15 protein-coding genes are annotated in these 14,445 nt (G+C 65.0%); 1 reads left to right on the forward strand and 14 read right to left on the reverse strand.

Annotation, left to right across the window (positions count from 1 at the left end):
• Nucleotides 1-9 precede the first annotated feature (9 nt).
• The 4 genes from hpaH to AC4PTO_RS10550 are packed head-to-tail and all read right to left on the reverse strand — an operon-like array spanning nt 10 to nt 3,635.
• A complete protein-coding gene (hpaH, locus tag AC4PTO_RS10535) occupies nt 10-807 on the reverse strand; it encodes a 2-oxo-hept-4-ene-1,7-dioate hydratase (RefSeq protein ID WP_492733599.1) in 798 nt (265 codons plus the stop codon).
• On the reverse strand, nt 804-1,670 hold the full coding sequence (locus tag AC4PTO_RS10540; RefSeq protein ID WP_492728267.1) for a fumarylacetoacetate hydrolase family protein: 867 nt from the start codon (nt 1,668-1,670) through the stop codon (nt 804-806). Before AC4PTO_RS10540 ends, hpaH begins: the two co-directional genes overlap by 4 nt.
• A gap of 55 nt (nt 1,671-1,725) precedes the next feature.
• On the reverse strand, nt 1,726-3,234 hold the full coding sequence (gene hpaE, locus AC4PTO_RS10545) for a 5-carboxymethyl-2-hydroxymuconate semialdehyde dehydrogenase (RefSeq protein ID WP_492728269.1): 1,509 nt from the start codon (nt 3,232-3,234) through the stop codon (nt 1,726-1,728).
• 11 nt (nt 3,235-3,245) lie between these two features.
• The gene (locus AC4PTO_RS10550; protein ID WP_492728271.1) at nt 3,246-3,635 is read right to left on the reverse strand and encodes a 5-carboxymethyl-2-hydroxymuconate isomerase; all 390 of its coding nucleotides are present in this window, start codon (nt 3,633-3,635) and stop codon (nt 3,246-3,248) included.
• A gap of 99 nt (nt 3,636-3,734) precedes the next feature.
• On the opposite strand from AC4PTO_RS10550, the gene hpaR reads away from it, so the two are divergent.
• The gene (hpaR, locus tag AC4PTO_RS10555) at nt 3,735-4,214 is read left to right on the forward strand and encodes a homoprotocatechuate degradation operon regulator HpaR (RefSeq protein WP_492728273.1); all 480 of its coding nucleotides are present in this window, start codon (nt 3,735-3,737) and stop codon (nt 4,212-4,214) included.
• A 24-nt stretch (nt 4,215-4,238) separates the two neighbouring features.
• Here the strand turns inward: hpaR and AC4PTO_RS10560 are convergent, their stop codons facing one another.
• From AC4PTO_RS10560 to nosZ, 10 genes are all read right to left on the reverse strand, one after another.
• Nucleotides 4,239-5,039, reverse strand: a complete 801-nt coding sequence (locus AC4PTO_RS10560) for an ABC transporter permease (RefSeq protein ID WP_492728274.1) — start codon at nt 5,037-5,039, stop codon at nt 4,239-4,241.
• Nucleotides 5,036-5,818: an ABC transporter ATP-binding protein gene (locus AC4PTO_RS10565; protein ID WP_492728276.1), complete on the reverse strand. Its 783-nt coding sequence runs from the start codon at nt 5,816-5,818 to the stop codon at nt 5,036-5,038. Before AC4PTO_RS10565 ends, AC4PTO_RS10560 begins: the two co-directional genes overlap by 4 nt.
• A gap of 4 nt (nt 5,819-5,822) precedes the next feature.
• Nucleotides 5,823-6,638 carry an ABC transporter permease gene (locus AC4PTO_RS10570; RefSeq protein WP_492728278.1) on the reverse strand — a complete coding sequence of 272 codons (816 nt, stop codon included), beginning with the start codon at nt 6,636-6,638 and terminating at the stop codon, nt 5,823-5,825.
• A gap of 3 nt (nt 6,639-6,641) precedes the next feature.
• The gene (locus tag AC4PTO_RS10575) at nt 6,642-7,604 is read right to left on the reverse strand and encodes an ABC transporter substrate-binding protein (RefSeq protein WP_492728280.1); all 963 of its coding nucleotides are present in this window, start codon (nt 7,602-7,604) and stop codon (nt 6,642-6,644) included.
• Between the two features lie 406 nt (nt 7,605-8,010).
• Nucleotides 8,011-8,919, reverse strand: a complete 909-nt coding sequence (locus AC4PTO_RS10580) for an FAD:protein FMN transferase (protein ID WP_492728282.1) — start codon at nt 8,917-8,919, stop codon at nt 8,011-8,013.
• Between the two features lie 3 nt (nt 8,920-8,922).
• Complete coding sequence (locus AC4PTO_RS10585) at nt 8,923-9,483, reverse strand: nitrous oxide reductase accessory protein NosL (RefSeq protein ID WP_492728283.1); 561 nt, start codon at nt 9,481-9,483, stop codon at nt 8,923-8,925.
• Nucleotides 9,480-10,301, reverse strand: coding sequence for an ABC transporter permease (locus tag AC4PTO_RS10590; RefSeq protein ID WP_492728285.1), 822 nt, complete (start codon nt 10,299-10,301; stop codon nt 9,480-9,482). Before AC4PTO_RS10590 ends, AC4PTO_RS10585 begins: the two co-directional genes overlap by 4 nt.
• Nucleotides 10,298-11,194: an ABC transporter ATP-binding protein gene (locus AC4PTO_RS10595; RefSeq protein ID WP_492728287.1), complete on the reverse strand. Its 897-nt coding sequence runs from the start codon at nt 11,192-11,194 to the stop codon at nt 10,298-10,300. Before AC4PTO_RS10595 ends, AC4PTO_RS10590 begins: the two co-directional genes overlap by 4 nt.
• Nucleotides 11,160-12,491 carry a nitrous oxide reductase family maturation protein NosD gene (locus AC4PTO_RS10600; RefSeq protein WP_492728289.1) on the reverse strand — a complete coding sequence of 444 codons (1,332 nt, stop codon included), beginning with the start codon at nt 12,489-12,491 and terminating at the stop codon, nt 11,160-11,162. Before AC4PTO_RS10600 ends, AC4PTO_RS10595 begins: the two co-directional genes overlap by 35 nt.
• A 3-nt stretch (nt 12,492-12,494) precedes the next feature.
• Nucleotides 12,495-14,435, reverse strand: coding sequence for a TAT-dependent nitrous-oxide reductase (gene nosZ, locus AC4PTO_RS10605; RefSeq protein ID WP_492728291.1), 1,941 nt, complete (start codon nt 14,433-14,435; stop codon nt 12,495-12,497).
• Nucleotides 14,436-14,445: the final 10 nt, after the last annotated feature.

Raw genomic sequence — 14,445 nt, forward strand, 5'->3', positions numbered from 1 at the left:
GGTTTTTCCTTACGCAAAATCCAGTGAAACCGCGCCGAACCTGCCGAAATCGGCGTGAATCCGGCTGCCGGGCGGGCATTCGATCGGCGGAATGAAGGATCCCGACAGAACGATCTGGCCGGCCTGCAATTCCTGGCCATAGCCCGCCATGCGCCGGGCAAGCCAGACGATGCTTGTTGCCGGATCGTCAAGAACCGCCGCCCCAAGCCCCGTGGCTTCGACACGGCCGTTCTTCTTCACGATGGACCCGATCCAGCGCAGGTCGACCTCGGCCGGATCGAAGCGTCCATCCCCAAGGACAAGCCCCGCATTCGCCGCGTTGTCGGAGATGGTATCGAAGATCACGCGCGGCGCGCCGGTATCGGCATCGACCCGCGTGATGCGGGTATCAAGGATTTCAAGTGCGGGGGTCACGAATTCGGTTGCGGCCAGAACCTCTTCGCGGGTGGCATTGCCCGAAATGCCCCGGCACAGCACGAAGGCGATCTCGGCCTCGATCCGGGGCTGGATGAAGCGGCCGCGCGGAACCGTCGCCCCGTTCCCGAACAGCATGTCATCGTAAAGCACGCCGCTGTCGGGCGTTTCGATGCCAAGCGCCTCTTGCATCGCGCGGGAGGTCAGACCGATCTTCCAGCCGACGATGCGCCGCCCCTCGGCCAGCTTGCGCGTCATCTGCGCGGACTGGATCGCGTAGGCGTCATCAAGCGTCATGCCCGGAAAGCGGCGCGAAATCAGGCCGATCTGACAGCGCTCGCGCTCGGCCCGCAGCAGATCGGCCGCGGCGGCTTCCGCATCCTCGCGGCTCAGCACGCTTCGTCCTCCACACCGTTGACGAGGCGGCCGATCCCTTCGGCCTCGACCTCGATCACGTCTCCGGGCCTGAGCCAGACCGGCGGTTCCTGCCGGGCACCCGCCCCGGTGGGGGTGCCGCACAGGATCACGTCGCCCGGCACCAGCGTGGTGAAGGTCGAGACATAGCTGATGATGTAACGGAAATCGAACATCATGCGGCTTGTCCGGTCGCGCTGACGGACCTCTCCGTTCACGCGGGTCACAAGTTCGATGTCGTCGATCTGCGCGCCATCGGAGAACGGCACGAGCCAAGGACCGATCGCGCCGGAACGATCCCAGTTCTTTCCCTGGGTGACGTTGAACTTGGCGTGATGGACCCAGTCGCGGATCGTGCCTTCATTGGCAAGGCTGAGCGCGGCAATATGGTCATAGGCCGCCTCGGGCGCAATCCGCCGGCCGGGCTTGCCGATGACGATCACGATCTCGCCTTCGTAATCAAGCTGTACGCTTTCCGGCGGGCGGATCAGCGGCGCGCCGTGCCCCACGAAGCTGCGCGGGAAACGCACGAACATCGAGGGGTATCTGGGCTGCGGCTGGCCATCCTTGTATTCGGCATTGCGGTCGGGAAAGTTCACACCGATGCAGATCAGCTTCTCGGGGTTGGCGATCGGGGGAAGCCAGGTCACGTCATCGGCCCGGTAGTCGGGCTGGCGCCCCTCGGCGGCAGCCGAAAGCTCTGCCAGGGCGCCGGCCTCGACCACCTCGCGCAGCCCCGCAAAACGCGCGCCGAATTCGGCGGTCAGGTCAACGATCCCGGCGGGCGTAACAACGCCATAGCGATCCCGTCCATCGGCCCGGAAGGCGGCGATAGGGTTCATTCTGTATCTCCTCAAGTCAATGCGCGGATCGGGGACCCCCCGGTCCGCCATGGTCTCAGCCAAGGTTCGGGATCTGGCGGGTCTGGGTCGGCAGGCAGACATTCACCTGCTCCATGTAGAATTCGAAGGACCAGTCGCCGCCATCGCGCCCGACTCCCGAGTTCTTCATGCCGCCGAACGGGGTGGGAAGGTGCCGGACGTTGTCCGAATTCACATAGATCATCCCAGCATCCAGCCGGTCGGTCATCCGCAGCGTGCGCTCCAGATCGTTCGACCACAGATAGGCCGAAAGCCCGTATTGCACCCCGTTGGCAAGTTCGACCGCATGCGCCTCGTCGCGGAAGGGGATCGCGGTCAGAACCGGGCCGAAGATCTCTTCCTGGGCGATGCGCATGTCGTTCGTCGCATCCGTAAACAGGGTCGGACGGACGAAGCAGCCCTTGTCGCCCAGCTTCTCGCCCCCAGTGGCGATCGTCGCGCCTTCGGCACGGGCGATCTCGAAATAGGACAAGACCTTGCGCTCGTGTTCGGGATGGATCAGCGGCCCCACCACCGTCTTCGGATCGAGCGGATGACCGACGACGATCTTCGAGGCAAGCTCGGCCACGCGTGCCGTAAATTCGGGATAGATGCTTTCCTCGACCAGCAGCCGCGAGGACGAGGTGCAGCGCTGACCGTTCAGCGAATAGATCATGAAGGCCGCGCCCTGCACCGCCCGGTCGATATCGGCATCGGCAAAGACGATGCAGGGGTTCTTTCCGCCCAGCTCGAAATGCACGCGCTTTAGAGTGGGGGCGCATTGCCCCATGATCATCGCGCCGGTGCGGCTTTCGCCGACGAAGGCCACCGCCTTGATCCCCGGATGTTCGGTCAGCGCCTTGCCCGCATCCTCACCGAACCCGTGCACGAGGTTGAGAACCCCTTTGGGCAGGCCGGCGCTTTCGGCGATCTCGACCAGAAGCTTCGCGGTCAGCGGCGAGAATTCCGCCGCCTTGTGGACCACCGTGCAGCCGCAGGCCAATGCCGGAGCAATCTTCCAGGTCGACAGCATGAACGGCGTGTTCCATGGCGTGATCACCCCCACCGGACCGATCGGACGGCGCGAGGTGACGTTGAGCTGCCCCGGCGCGCGCAGCGTCTTGCCGTCGCGGGCCTCGGGGGCCTTGTCGGCATAGAAGCGGAAGTTTTCCGCCCCGCGCAGGGCCGCCTTGGACATGAAGCGGATGGCCTGCCCGGTATCCATGGATTCGACCAGGGCGATCTCGTCCGCATTGGCCTCGATCGCGTCGGCGACGGCATGAAGGATGCGCCGCCGCTCCGCGCCGGGCAAGGCGGCCCATGCGGGAAAGGCCTCGGTCGCGGCGGCGACGGCCGCGTCGATATCCGCTGCCCCGCCCCGCGCGACCTGCGCCAGAACCGACCCGTCTACCGGCGTGGCGGTCTGGAACCACTGCCCGTCCCGCGCGGGGACCGATACCCCGTTGATATGGTTGAGCACACCGTCCTTGCGAAAGCGCGCCAGATAGCCCTCGGCACGGGCAAGATTGTCTTCGAAAGCAGTCATTGCGATCCTCGTCAGAGCTTGCCCTTCAGGCGGGCATGGATGGGGTTGTCTTTCCAGCTGAGATCCGGGTCGATCTCGCGGATATAGAGGGACAGGGCGAAATGCGCCCCGGAAAGCGGCCCGGCCAGAACCTGCTGGGCAGCCTTGAAGATGGCGGCGCCCGCGGCTTGCAGATCCGCCTTGCTGCGGCCCGCACCGACCGAAAGGGTCATCGCCACGAAACCGTTTTCGTCCAGGCCATCGGCAACCATGCAGGCGGCGGCCGGATAGGCCCGCACCCGTATGCCCGCCAAGGGGAACAACGGATCGGCGGCCATCGCCGCATGCGCGGCGCGGCAGAGTGCCGCAATCTCGACCTGGGCGGCCAGATCGGGCGCGTATTCGATCACGAGATGCGGCATGTCTCCTCCATTTTTGTTAACATGTTAATTTAATACCTGACTTGTCAAGCGACAAACTTTATAACATGTGAACTAATCCCCCGAAGGCAGGAGGACAGATTGGATACCCCAAAGCACGAAGCGCCCGGACAGACCGGATTCGAGCTTGCCCGCACGCAGCGCACGCTACCCATTGCGCTTTTGCGCGCACGCGAGGCGGTGATGGAGCGCATGCGCCCGATGCTGCACGCCCACGACATCACCGAGCAGCAGTGGCGGGTAATCCGCGTGCTGCGTGAAGAGGGCGAACTTGACGCCACCACCCTTGCGGACCACGCTTGCATCCTTGCTCCCTCGCTCACCCGGATCCTGAAATCCCTTGAAAGCCGAAACCTGTTGCGCACGACCCGCGACAAGGCCGACGGGCGGCGCGTGATTGTCGAATTGACGCCCGAAGGCCGCTCACTCATCGCCTCTGTCACGCCGCAAGCCTCCGAGATCTACGCCGGGATCGAAGAGGTGATGGGGCCGGGCCGGGTCGAACATCTGCTCAACGAACTGGAATTCCTGCTGTCCCGGCTTGGTCCGCGCGGGGGATGACCCTCCCCCGCGCAAGCGCCCCTGCTATTCGACCCAGGAGGTCATGCGCCGCTCCAGATGGCTGACGCCCTGGTTGATCACCACGGCGATGATCATGATGAAGACCGACAGGGCCCAGACCGACGTAAAGTCGAACTGCTTGCCGAACCGTGCGGCCTGCCCGCCGATACCGATCAGCGCGATGAACATCTCGCCATTGACCATGCCCTTGACTGCGCGGCCCACGCCCATGCGGATCCCGGCAAGGATCAGCGGGAAGGCATCGGGCAGGACGATGCGGATCAGCGCGGTCCAGCGGCTGGCGCCGTAACCCGCGGCCATCTCAAGCAGCGGCCTGTCGACATTGCGCACGGCGGCGGCGGTGTTGATGATGATGATGAACACCGCATAGATCACCACCACGCTGACCCGGGTTGCAAAGCCAAGCCCGAAGATCGCAAACAGGATCGGCGCGAAGATCAGCCCCGGAGTGAACATCATCGCATTGACATAGACGTCAAGCGCCGAGTTCACCCAGGTGAACACCCCCATCAGGAAACCGACCACCAGGCCGATCGCCAGGGCGATGGAAAATCCCAGCGTCAGCGAGCCGAGGCTGGCCAGCAGATGCGGCGTCAGCGATCCGTCAGTTAGCAGCTCCCACAGCCGGGCGATCACCGTCGAGAACGGCGGCAGCCAGAATTGCCCGGCGATGCGGCCGGCCAATTCCCAGATCAGTGCGATGACGGCGATGCCGCCCCAGGTGGAGCCGAAGCTGCGCAGCCTGCGCCACGCGGCCGCACCGGCGCTTTCGGTTCCGAATGTCATGTCACGGGCCATGGTCATGCCGCGCTCATCTCGTGCATCTGGCGCAGGCGGTGCCAGAGGTATTCCTTCAGCTCGGCGAACTCGGGCGACCGCTCGACCGCCTCGGGGTCCCTTGGCCGCGCGAATTTCACGTCGATGACCTCTTCGATACGGCCCGGACGGTTTGACATGAGAACGACCTTGTCGCCCAGCAGGATGGCCTCTTCCATGTCATGCGTGACAAAGATTACCGTCCGCTGATCCTTCTGCCAGATCCGCAGAAGCTCTTCCTGCATGTAGCGCCGGGTCTGCTGATCGAGCGCGCCGAACGGCTCGTCCATCAGCATGATCGGCGTATGCACGACCAACGCGCGGGCCAAGCCGACGCGTTGCTGCATCCCGCCCGAAAGCTGCTTTGGATATTTCTCTTCGAAGCCGCCAAGCCCGACAAGATCAATGGCCGCGCGCGCCTTCTCGATCCGCTGCGCCTTCGGCTCTCCCCGCATTTCCAGCCCGAACGCCACGTTCTGAAGAACGCTTGCCCAGGGCATGAGCGCGAAGTTCTGGAAGACGATGGCGCAGTCGAGGTTGGGTCCGCGCACCGGCTTGCCGTTGACCTGCACCGATCCCGACGTGGGCGTGACCAGCCCGCCGATGATCCGCATCAGGGTTGTCTTGCCGCAGCCCGAGGGGCCAAGGAATGTGACGAATTCGTTCTTCCGGATGGTCAGGTTCACATCCGACAGCGCCGGCGTCCCGCCCTGCCCTTGCGCGTTGTAGACGTGCGAAAGATCGCGCACTTCGATCATGGATGACATAGGTTCATTTCCATCTGATAAGGTGGCGTTCAAGCGCCTGCATGGCGACGGCAAGCACGACCGCTTCGATGACGACAAGGATCGTCGTCGCATAAAGAAGCCCCGCCTTGAAATCACCGCGATAGTCGAGAAGCAGCGCGCCGATACCGACCGGAAGCATGATCAGCTCGACGATGACCATCCCCGCGAAGGCGCGCCCCAGTCCGATGCGCAGCCCCGCGAACACCGCCGGAATTGCGCCGGGGATCAGGATGCGGAACCAGACCTGACGCTCTGATGCACCAAAGCTGCGCGCCATCTCTACCAGGCTGCGGTCGACCCTGCGCGTGCCCGCGCGCACGTTCGTGGTGATGAAAACCCAGGAAAACAGCACGATGATCACCACTTTGGGCGCCTGCCCCATCCCAAGCGCCACCAGAACCACCGGGATCAGCGGCGCGATCGGCAGCGCAAGAGCAAGGGCCGTCACCGGGCTGAGCATCTGGTCGATGACCTTCCAGCGCGCCATCGCAAGACCAAGCGGCACCGAAATCGCCACCGAGACCACGAACCCTATGATCAGGGGCACGTTGCTGATCCACAGCGCGGGCCAGATCTCGCCCGTGACAAGGGTCGTCTCGTAAAGCGCGCGCAGGGTTTCGGTGAAGGTGGGGATCAGGATCGAGTCCGCTGCCCTGGCACCGAACTCCCATGCCGATGCGAACAGGATGAAGGCGACGATCCGGCTGATCGCCGCAGACATGCCCGAGATCGGCTTGCGCAGTTCCAGGACACGCCGCGGGGAAGCGGCGCGCCCGGTTGAAGTATTGGCGAACGCCATGGCTTATTTGCCCGTGAAGGAGAAATCAGCAACCGTGTCCGGCGTCAGCTTGCCAGGCTCGGCCTTGCCGGCGGCCTCATAGAAGGCGATCGTGTCGGCAACCTGTTCCTGGCTCAGCCCCTCGTTCAGCGGGAACATCTGGGCCTCAGCCAATGCGGTATAGACATCGGCAAGCTTCGCGGGGTCGATTTCCTTCAGGTGCGGGGCCGCCTTGGCAGCGAATGCGGCGGGGTCCGCGTAGATCGCGGCGAATTCGGCATCCAGCGCGGTCACGAACGCCTCGATCGCGGGGCGGTCCTCTTCCAGCTTGCCGGCGCTTACCACGATGGCCTGGGTCAGCAGCGTCGGCTGTTCGTCGACCAGCATGGCAAGGATATGGGCGCGGTCATCCTGGCCGCCAGTAATCGCCATCCAGTCCTCCAGCCGGACGATGGTACCCTCGATCTGCCCGTTAAGCAGCGCGGCAACGCGGTTGGCCGACCCGGAAAGCACGATGATGTTCGGCTTCGCGTCGGGACAGGTGCTTTCCATGTAGCGCATCAGATGCGCGGTCGTGGTGCTGCCGGTGCTGTGAATGGCAACGATGCGGCCGTCAAGGCCGTCGCAATCCGCAATCCCCGGCGCGGCAAGGATCATGAAGTCGTTCCGGTTGTTCTTTGCAACCATCTTGAGGTCCGCACCGGCCAGATCGGCCGCGAAGGCGGTGGCCGGCCCCATGGCCGCGATCTGGACCTGCCCGTTCAACAGTGCCTGCGTCAGGATGTCGGGGGAATCGAATTCGATGACCTCGGTGCTCCAGCCCTGGGCTTTCAGCGCGTCGAGGGCAAGCACTGCGGGCATGTCGGTCGGGCCGCTTCCCCCGGCAAACCCAAGCGCGATGGTCTCGGCCGCCGCGCCCTGGGCGCCGCCGAGAATGGTCGTTACGACACAGGCCACAAGTCCCTTGCGGCTAATCCAGTTCAGCATTCTTTCCTCCCGTTGCTCGGCCAATCGCCCTTGCCGGGCCGATCCTCCGCCTAATAATTTAACATGTTAATTGTATCGTTTTTCACCTGTCAAGTGGGTTGTGAAGCCACCACCATACATTGGTGAAACTGCGGTTTTCGGGGTCCATGCAGGCGCCCGCGCGCCGCTTCGGGAGTTCGGCTGCCAAAGCTATCTTGCGATGATGCGAGAGGAATTTTCGCGTGGAATCCGAACGGACTACCGGCCCGATGCGCGCCTTTCGCGAGCCGATAACCGGCACGACATCGCACCTATGACGGATATGCCGGGCGCGCGCCTTGCGGGAGCACCAGGCGCCCCGGGACGGTTATCGGCAACGCCGCCCGGTCGGAGTCGAGGCCGACACCTCTGTCCCGCAACCTCCGGATCAGGCAGAGACGGCGGATTCGAGCACGACGCCGGCAAAGCCGTCGCACATCCGCGCGATCTCGTCCCGCGTGAATAACAGGCATCCCGCCGTGGACAGCGCGTCGGCAAGCGCCGCCCGGGGCGCGGAAATCGTAATCCCCCTCCATGCTGCCGCGGCAGGCCTGCCGCTGCGCGGATCGAGGATATGGCTCGTGCGGCCATCGCCGGCAAAGGTCATCCCCAGCGGGGCCGAGGTCGCAAGCGCGCGGTTCGCCAGTTCCACCGCCCCGCCCTGTTGCAGGGCCACATGCCAGGCGCCGCCCTGCGGCGGGCCGTCCAGCGCCGCCATTTCGCCCGTGTCGATCAGCACCGATTCCAGCCCCTCGGCCCGCAGCAGGTTGGCCACGCGATCGGCGATCAGCCCCTGTGCGATCCCGTTCAGCGTCAGCGCCATGCCGGGGCGCAGCGCGATCGCCCTGGCCGAGCGTTGCACCCCGCCCCAGCCCGTGCGCTCCAGCGCGGCGGCGCGCTTGGCCGGGGTCAGCTTCGTGCCGTTCTGCGCCGCTTCGGCATAGGCCTGCCACAGCGGCTGAACCGTGGGGTCGAAGGCGCCACCGCTGCCCCGATGCACCGCATCGGCCAGCGACAGGCATTCCAGAAGCTCGGCCGGCGGCGCATCAAGCCGGCCTTCGCGGTTAAGCCGCGCAAGCGCGGAGTCGGGCTGATACAGGCTGAAGATCGCCTCGAGGCGGCGGATCTCGGCCATGGCACGCGCGGCGAACATCCGCGCCTCGGGATGGGCCAGCCGCAGCGTCACCTTCGCGCCAAGCGCAATCCCGGTTTCGACATGAATATCGGCGGCACGCGCGCCAAGGGGTGCCACACTGGCCGCGGCGGCAATGGTCAGGAAACGGCGTCGGTTCAGCATCGGTTATCCTCCGGCCTTCTCGGACAGCGCCTTCAGGCGGTCCAGATATTCACTGTCATCGGTATCGTCGCCCGGAACCGGCGCGATCACCATGGCATCGGGAATGGCGGCCAGCTCCAGCACGCGGCCACCCTTTTCGCGGACAAAGGCCGCGGCATCCTCTTCACGGGCAAAGGGAACCAGCTCGGGCGCGCCCATGCCGCCCTCGATCCCCGCCGCACCCACAACATAATGCGCCGAGGCCGCGTCGATCCAGTTCTCGGCCCCCGGTTCAGCCCAGGTCGCGCCCGGCGCGCCCATGTCATTGACCCAGATGGCCAGGATCGGGTGGCTTTGTTCGGGCAGGCGTGCATAGGCGACCGCATCGCGGACCTGCGAGAAAAACAGCGGCGCGCCCGGCAGCCCCTCAAGATGGACCTGCGCCTTCGGCCCCTCATGCTCCAGCAGGTTCATCTGGCAATAATGGCCCACCGCCTCGGGCGTAAGCGCCACGGGATCGACGGCCTGGGTCAGCTCTTCCTTGCACCCGGCCAGAAGCAGAACGAATATCAGCGCGCGTTTCATGGTGTCACCTTTCGGAATGCAAGCACGGCCAGCAGCACCGTGACGAAGGGCCAGGACAGCATGGCAAGGAAGGATTGCCAGACCGGAATCGTCGCCGAGGCCCCGCCGATCCCCGACGCCGCCCCCATCGAGGCCGAGGCCGTCAGGTTGAACAGGCGGAACGCATCGGCCGGGTTGGCCAGAAGCGCGAAGGGGAACGCCGTGCTTGTGAACCAGCCGCCGCTATCGGCCACCACGGCCGCCAGCAGGCCAAGATCGTAAAGGACGACCAGCCCCAGCCACAACCCGATCGCCAGCCCCGCCGCGGCCGAGGGACGGCGCGCAAGCGAGGAAACCGCATAGCCCGCGCCCAGGAAGGTGGCCCCCAGCAGGACCGAAGACCAGCCAAGCCGCCACAGCGCGGGAAGCCCGGCGACCGCCGCCCGGTCGCCCGAGACGGTCACCGCCGCCGCCAGCCCGTATCCAAGCGCGACCGCCAGCGCCAGAATGGCCAGATGGGCGAGGAACTTGCCCAGCAGCACCTCGAGGCGCGCGACGGGATAGGTCAGCAAAAGCGGCAGCGTTCCGCGCTCCACCTCGCCGGCGATGGCATCGAAGCTCATCAAAAGCGCGATCAGCGGGATCAGATAGACCGCAAGCGAAGTGAGCGAGGCCACAGTGACCGACAGGGCATCGGCGCCGATGCCCCCGGTCGGGGCGGACCCGGCCAGCGTCAGGACCAGCGAGAACACCGCCATCAGCAGCAGCGCAATGGCGACCCAGCGGTTGCGGACAGAGATCCGAAGCTCTGCGAGGGCGGTGGAAAGGATGCGCCTCATTGCCCGTCCCTCCGGCTGAAATGGCTGTAGATATCTTCCAGGCTGGGCGGCACCACGTCGAGGTCGGCCACCTTGTCGCCAAGGCCGGTGATCTGGCCCAGCAGGTCGAGCTTTTGCGATTGCGGGCAACTGATCTGCAACCGCGTGTCAAGCTGGATGGCGCCGGGCAGCCGGCGGGCGATTTCCGTGGCATATCCGTTGCGGGCCATGACATGCATCGTCACCGGCAGATCCGCCTGACGCCGCAAATCACCCAACCCGCCCTCGGCCACCAGCCGCCCCTTCGACAGGATCAGGATGCGGTCGGTGCGCGCCTCGACCTCGGTCAGGGCATGGGACGACAGCAGGATCGAGGCGCCTTCGGCCGCAAGATCGTCCAGCAAGGCATAGAAATCACGCCGCGACACCGGGTCGAGCCCCGATGTCGGCTCGTCCAGCACCAGAAGGCGCGGATGGCCGATCAGCGCCTGTGCAAGGCCGACGCGTTGCCGCATCCCCTTGGAATAGGTTCCGATCCGCCGCTTGGCAGCCTCGTGCAGGCCCACCCGTTCCAGAAGAGGCAGCGCCTGCGCCTTGTCCTCGCCCCGCAGCGCGAGATAGTGGCGCAGCTGCTCCTCGCCGGTCAGGGCCGGATGGAAGGCGGCGTTTTCGGGCATATAGGCCACCTGGCGGCGAGCCTCGGCCGACCCCGGCGCGGTTGCGCACACTTCGACGGTGCCTTCGCTTGCCGGCAGAAGGCCAAGGATGATCTTCATGATCGTCGATTTCCCGGCGCCGTTATGGCCCAGAAGGGCCACCCGCTCGCCCGGCGCGACCGAGAAGGACACATCGCTCAGGGCGTTCACCCCCGGAAACCGCTTAGTGAGACCCGAGATCTTCAAAGTCGATGTCATCTTCAGTGCCTTTCGCCCAACGTCCGGCCACGGCGGCTTCCTCGGCGGCCAGATCGTCGGGAACGGGAATGGTTTGCGCCTGCATCAGGGGGTGGCTGTCGACCACCCCGCCCGGCAGGATCGCAGGGAATGAGGACTGGGACCAGCGCACAAGCTGCACCGCCGGCGATCCGGTCAGCAGGGCCGCGGCGGGCTGCGACCACAGGATGTGGTCCATCAGGTCGTTCGGCCGGAACACGCCATCGGCGATGCCGTCGCCGTTCAGATCGAAGGCGGGATGGTCCGACCAGAAATTGCCGCGCCCCTCGAAGCTCCATTCGACATGACGGGTTCCGACATATTTGACCTGCTCTCGATTGCGCAGAAAGGCGTTGCCGGTCAGCACGTTACGTTCCGATCCTGCGGTGAAGTGGATGCCGATCCCGCAGTCCTGGAAACGGTTGCCGAAGATCAGGTTCTTGTGCGCATTGTAGATGAACAGGCATTTCTCGGTGCCGCCGCGCACCAGATTGCCCGAGACATCGGCGCTGTTGGCATAGTTCAGCATCACGCCGTGGCTTCGGTCGCCCAGACTGAGATTGTCCTTCACGACGATCCGGTCCGAGAACATCATGGCAAAGCCCAGATGGTTGCCGATGCTGACATTGCCCAGAACTTCCGAGTCGTTGGTATACATGTAGTGCACGGCAAAGCGCAGGTCCCGAAAGACGTTGTTGCGAAACACGTTCTTGCGCGAGGCGTTGGCAAAGATGCCGTCGCGCCCCCAGCGGACCGAGTTCCCCTCGATCAACGCGCCGGGGCTGTTCCACACATAGATGCCGTTGCCGCGGTCGTTCAGGCGCGGGTTGAGCGTGCCCTCGATGGTATTGCCGATGACGCGGGCATCGCGGCCGCCATGCACGTCGATGCCGTGCAGGTTGCCCAGAACCCGGTTGTCGCGCACCAGCGCGCGGTCTGCGCCCTTCAGGATCTTGACGCCTGCGTCCAGATCCTGCCCATTCAGGCCCGAGCCGGTCACCGTCACCCCTGCCAGCGTGACATCGGGTGCGGCGATGGTGACGACCGTGCCCTGCCCCAGCCCGTCGATCACCGCCTCTTCGCCCCCGCGCAACGTCAGGCTGCGGTCGATGGTGATCGCGCCGGAGTAGCGTCCGGGCGCAAGGAGCAGCGCATCGCCGGGGGCCGCCCCGGCGATGGCTTGTTGCAAGGTACCCGGCCCCGGTTGCACCGCGACCTCCACCGCCCCGAGGGGCAGCGGAAACAGCAGCGCAAGATAGAGGGCCAAGCGCATCAACATGACTTACACGTCCCGCGGTTCCACGAACATGCGGCCGCGCATCTCCATGTGGAGCGCGTGGCAGAACCACTGGCAATAATACCAGTAGACGCCGGGCTGCCCCGCGATGAAGGTGACCGAAGAGGTGGCCTGCGGGCTGACCTCCATGGCGACGCCGTGGTTGCCCATGGTGAAGCCGTGGGTCAGGTCGTCGATGTCATCGAGGTTGGTGACGCAGACCGTCACCTCGTCGCCTTCCTTCACGGTGAAGGACTCGAGGGCGAATTGCGGCGCCTGGCTCGACATGTAGACCCGCACCTTGTTGCCGTCGCGGATCACCGTGTCCTGCCAGTCGTCCAGATCGACGCCATCGGCTTCGGCCTGCGCGCGCGTATCGGCCCACATCGGGTCGTCGCGGTTCCAGACCGACAGCGGGTTCACCTTCGAGGCGTGGACCAGGATCGAGTCGTGCGGTTCGGCAAAGGTCGGACCATCATGCACCAGGGTCAGCTTGTCGCCCTCGATCAGGAAGACCTGCTCGTTCTCGGGCTTCAGCGGGCCCACGTTCAGGAAGCGGTCCTTCGAGAACTTGTTCATGGTGATGTAGTATTTCGCCGCCGCGTCCAGCGTCTCGCCCTCAGCGGTCGAGTTGTGGCCGGGCTGGTAGTGCACGTCCGACTTGGTGACGATCGGGTCGACCTCTTCGCCGGCATAGGCGCGCACGGCCTTCTCGATGTCCCAGACCACGACCTGGCTGTCGAGGAACAGCGTCGTGTAGGCGCGGCCCTGACCGTCGAAGCAGGTATGCAGCGGCCCAAGGCCCAGTTCCGGTTCCGCCACGACGACCGAGCGCGGATCGGCGCCGTTGTAGAACACATCGTCCAGCTTGCGCACGTCGATCACCGATACGGTCGGCGACAGCTTGCCGCCGATGCACAGGTGGATCTTGTCGGGCGCCATGTTGCAGCCGTGCGGGTTGTTCGGGATCGGGATATAGCGGGTGTAGTTCTTGTTCTGGCCCTTGCGCCCGTCGATCACCTTCACGCCGTTCAACTCGATGAAGTCGCCCGCCTCGATACCCTTCTCGATCTCGGCAATGTTGTAGACGACCACATGGTCCATGTCCGCCGCGGTCATGTCCGCGAGGCTCATCCCCATTTCCGAGTTGTAGCAGGTCGAGAAGGCGTATTTGCCTTCGTAGTCGGCGTCGGTGTTGTCGAGGTTTCCGCTGACCATCACCTGCCATGCCACGGTCATGTCATCGGCATTCACGGCGGTGTAGAAGTTCACATATTGCGACGGATCGTCGAGGATCTTGCCGTCGTTGACCATCGGCACCTCGTCCTCGCCGTTGGCAAAGACATAGTTGGTGCGCGGCCAGCGTTGCGGGCGCAGACCGTGGATGCCCTTGGCGTTCGGGATCTCGATGATCTTGTCACATTTCATGACATCGCAACGCACACGGGCAACACGGGTGTTGGCCTTGTCGTTCATGAACAGGAAGCGCCCGTCATAGCGGCCTTCGGTGAAGGACATGTGGACGTGGTGCAAATCGCCGTTGCGCGGGAATTCAAGCCCGTTGGCGGCAAGGTAGTTCTTCGTCTTCTCGGTCAGGCCCTCGGTGAGGATCTTCTTCGACTCGTTGGTGATGCCCCAGCCGGTGGCCGAGCAGATGTTGAACACCGGCACGCGCATCAGCTCGCGCATCGACGGCACGCCCAGGATGCGCATTTCGCCGGTCTGGCCCGAGGACCAGAAGCCGTAATATTCGTCAAGCTGGCCCGGTGCGACATTGATCGCCTCGGTCGCGGCACGCGCGGCGCCGGCGCCCGCCAGCGTGGCGGCCCCGATGGCACCCCCGGTCAGGGCGGCGCGGCCGCCCAGCGTGCCGGCAAGCGCGGCACCACCGGCCGTGGCCCCCAGAAGACCGCGGCGGGTAATCCCTAGATTGCGTCCCTCAGACATGATTTGTCCT

The organism is Rhodobacter maritimus (assembly GCF_058747975.1).

What these genes read in the sequence shown, in the direction of transcription:
- AC4PTO_RS10540 (WP_492728267.1), bottom strand. Translation starts at nt 1,670, where the DNA reads ATGAACCCTATCGCCGCCTTCCGGGCCGATGGACGGGATCGCTATGGC.
- hpaE (WP_492728269.1), bottom strand. Translation starts at nt 3,234, where the DNA reads ATGACTGCTTTCGAAGACAATCTTGCCCGTGCCGAGGGCTATCTGGCG.
- AC4PTO_RS10550 (WP_492728271.1), bottom strand. Translation starts at nt 3,635, where the DNA reads ATGCCGCATCTCGTGATCGAATACGCGCCCGATCTGGCCGCCCAGGTC.
- AC4PTO_RS10560 (WP_492728274.1), bottom strand. Translation starts at nt 5,039, where the DNA reads ATGACCATGGCCCGTGACATGACATTCGGAACCGAAAGCGCCGGTGCG.
- AC4PTO_RS10565 (WP_492728276.1), bottom strand. Translation starts at nt 5,818, where the DNA reads ATGTCATCCATGATCGAAGTGCGCGATCTTTCGCACGTCTACAACGCG.
- AC4PTO_RS10570 (WP_492728278.1), bottom strand. Translation starts at nt 6,638, where the DNA reads ATGGCGTTCGCCAATACTTCAACCGGGCGCGCCGCTTCCCCGCGGCGT.
- AC4PTO_RS10575 (WP_492728280.1), bottom strand. Translation starts at nt 7,604, where the DNA reads ATGCTGAACTGGATTAGCCGCAAGGGACTTGTGGCCTGTGTCGTAACG.
- AC4PTO_RS10580 (WP_492728282.1), bottom strand. Translation starts at nt 8,919, where the DNA reads ATGCTGAACCGACGCCGTTTCCTGACCATTGCCGCCGCGGCCAGTGTG.
- AC4PTO_RS10585 (WP_492728283.1), bottom strand. Translation starts at nt 9,483, where the DNA reads ATGAAACGCGCGCTGATATTCGTTCTGCTTCTGGCCGGGTGCAAGGAA.
- AC4PTO_RS10590 (WP_492728285.1), bottom strand. Translation starts at nt 10,301, where the DNA reads ATGAGGCGCATCCTTTCCACCGCCCTCGCAGAGCTTCGGATCTCTGTC.
- AC4PTO_RS10595 (WP_492728287.1), bottom strand. Translation starts at nt 11,194, where the DNA reads ATGACATCGACTTTGAAGATCTCGGGTCTCACTAAGCGGTTTCCGGGG.
- AC4PTO_RS10600 (WP_492728289.1), bottom strand. Translation starts at nt 12,491, where the DNA reads ATGTTGATGCGCTTGGCCCTCTATCTTGCGCTGCTGTTTCCGCTGCCC.
- nosZ (WP_492728291.1), bottom strand. Translation starts at nt 14,435, where the DNA reads ATGTCTGAGGGACGCAATCTAGGGATTACCCGCCGCGGTCTTCTGGGG.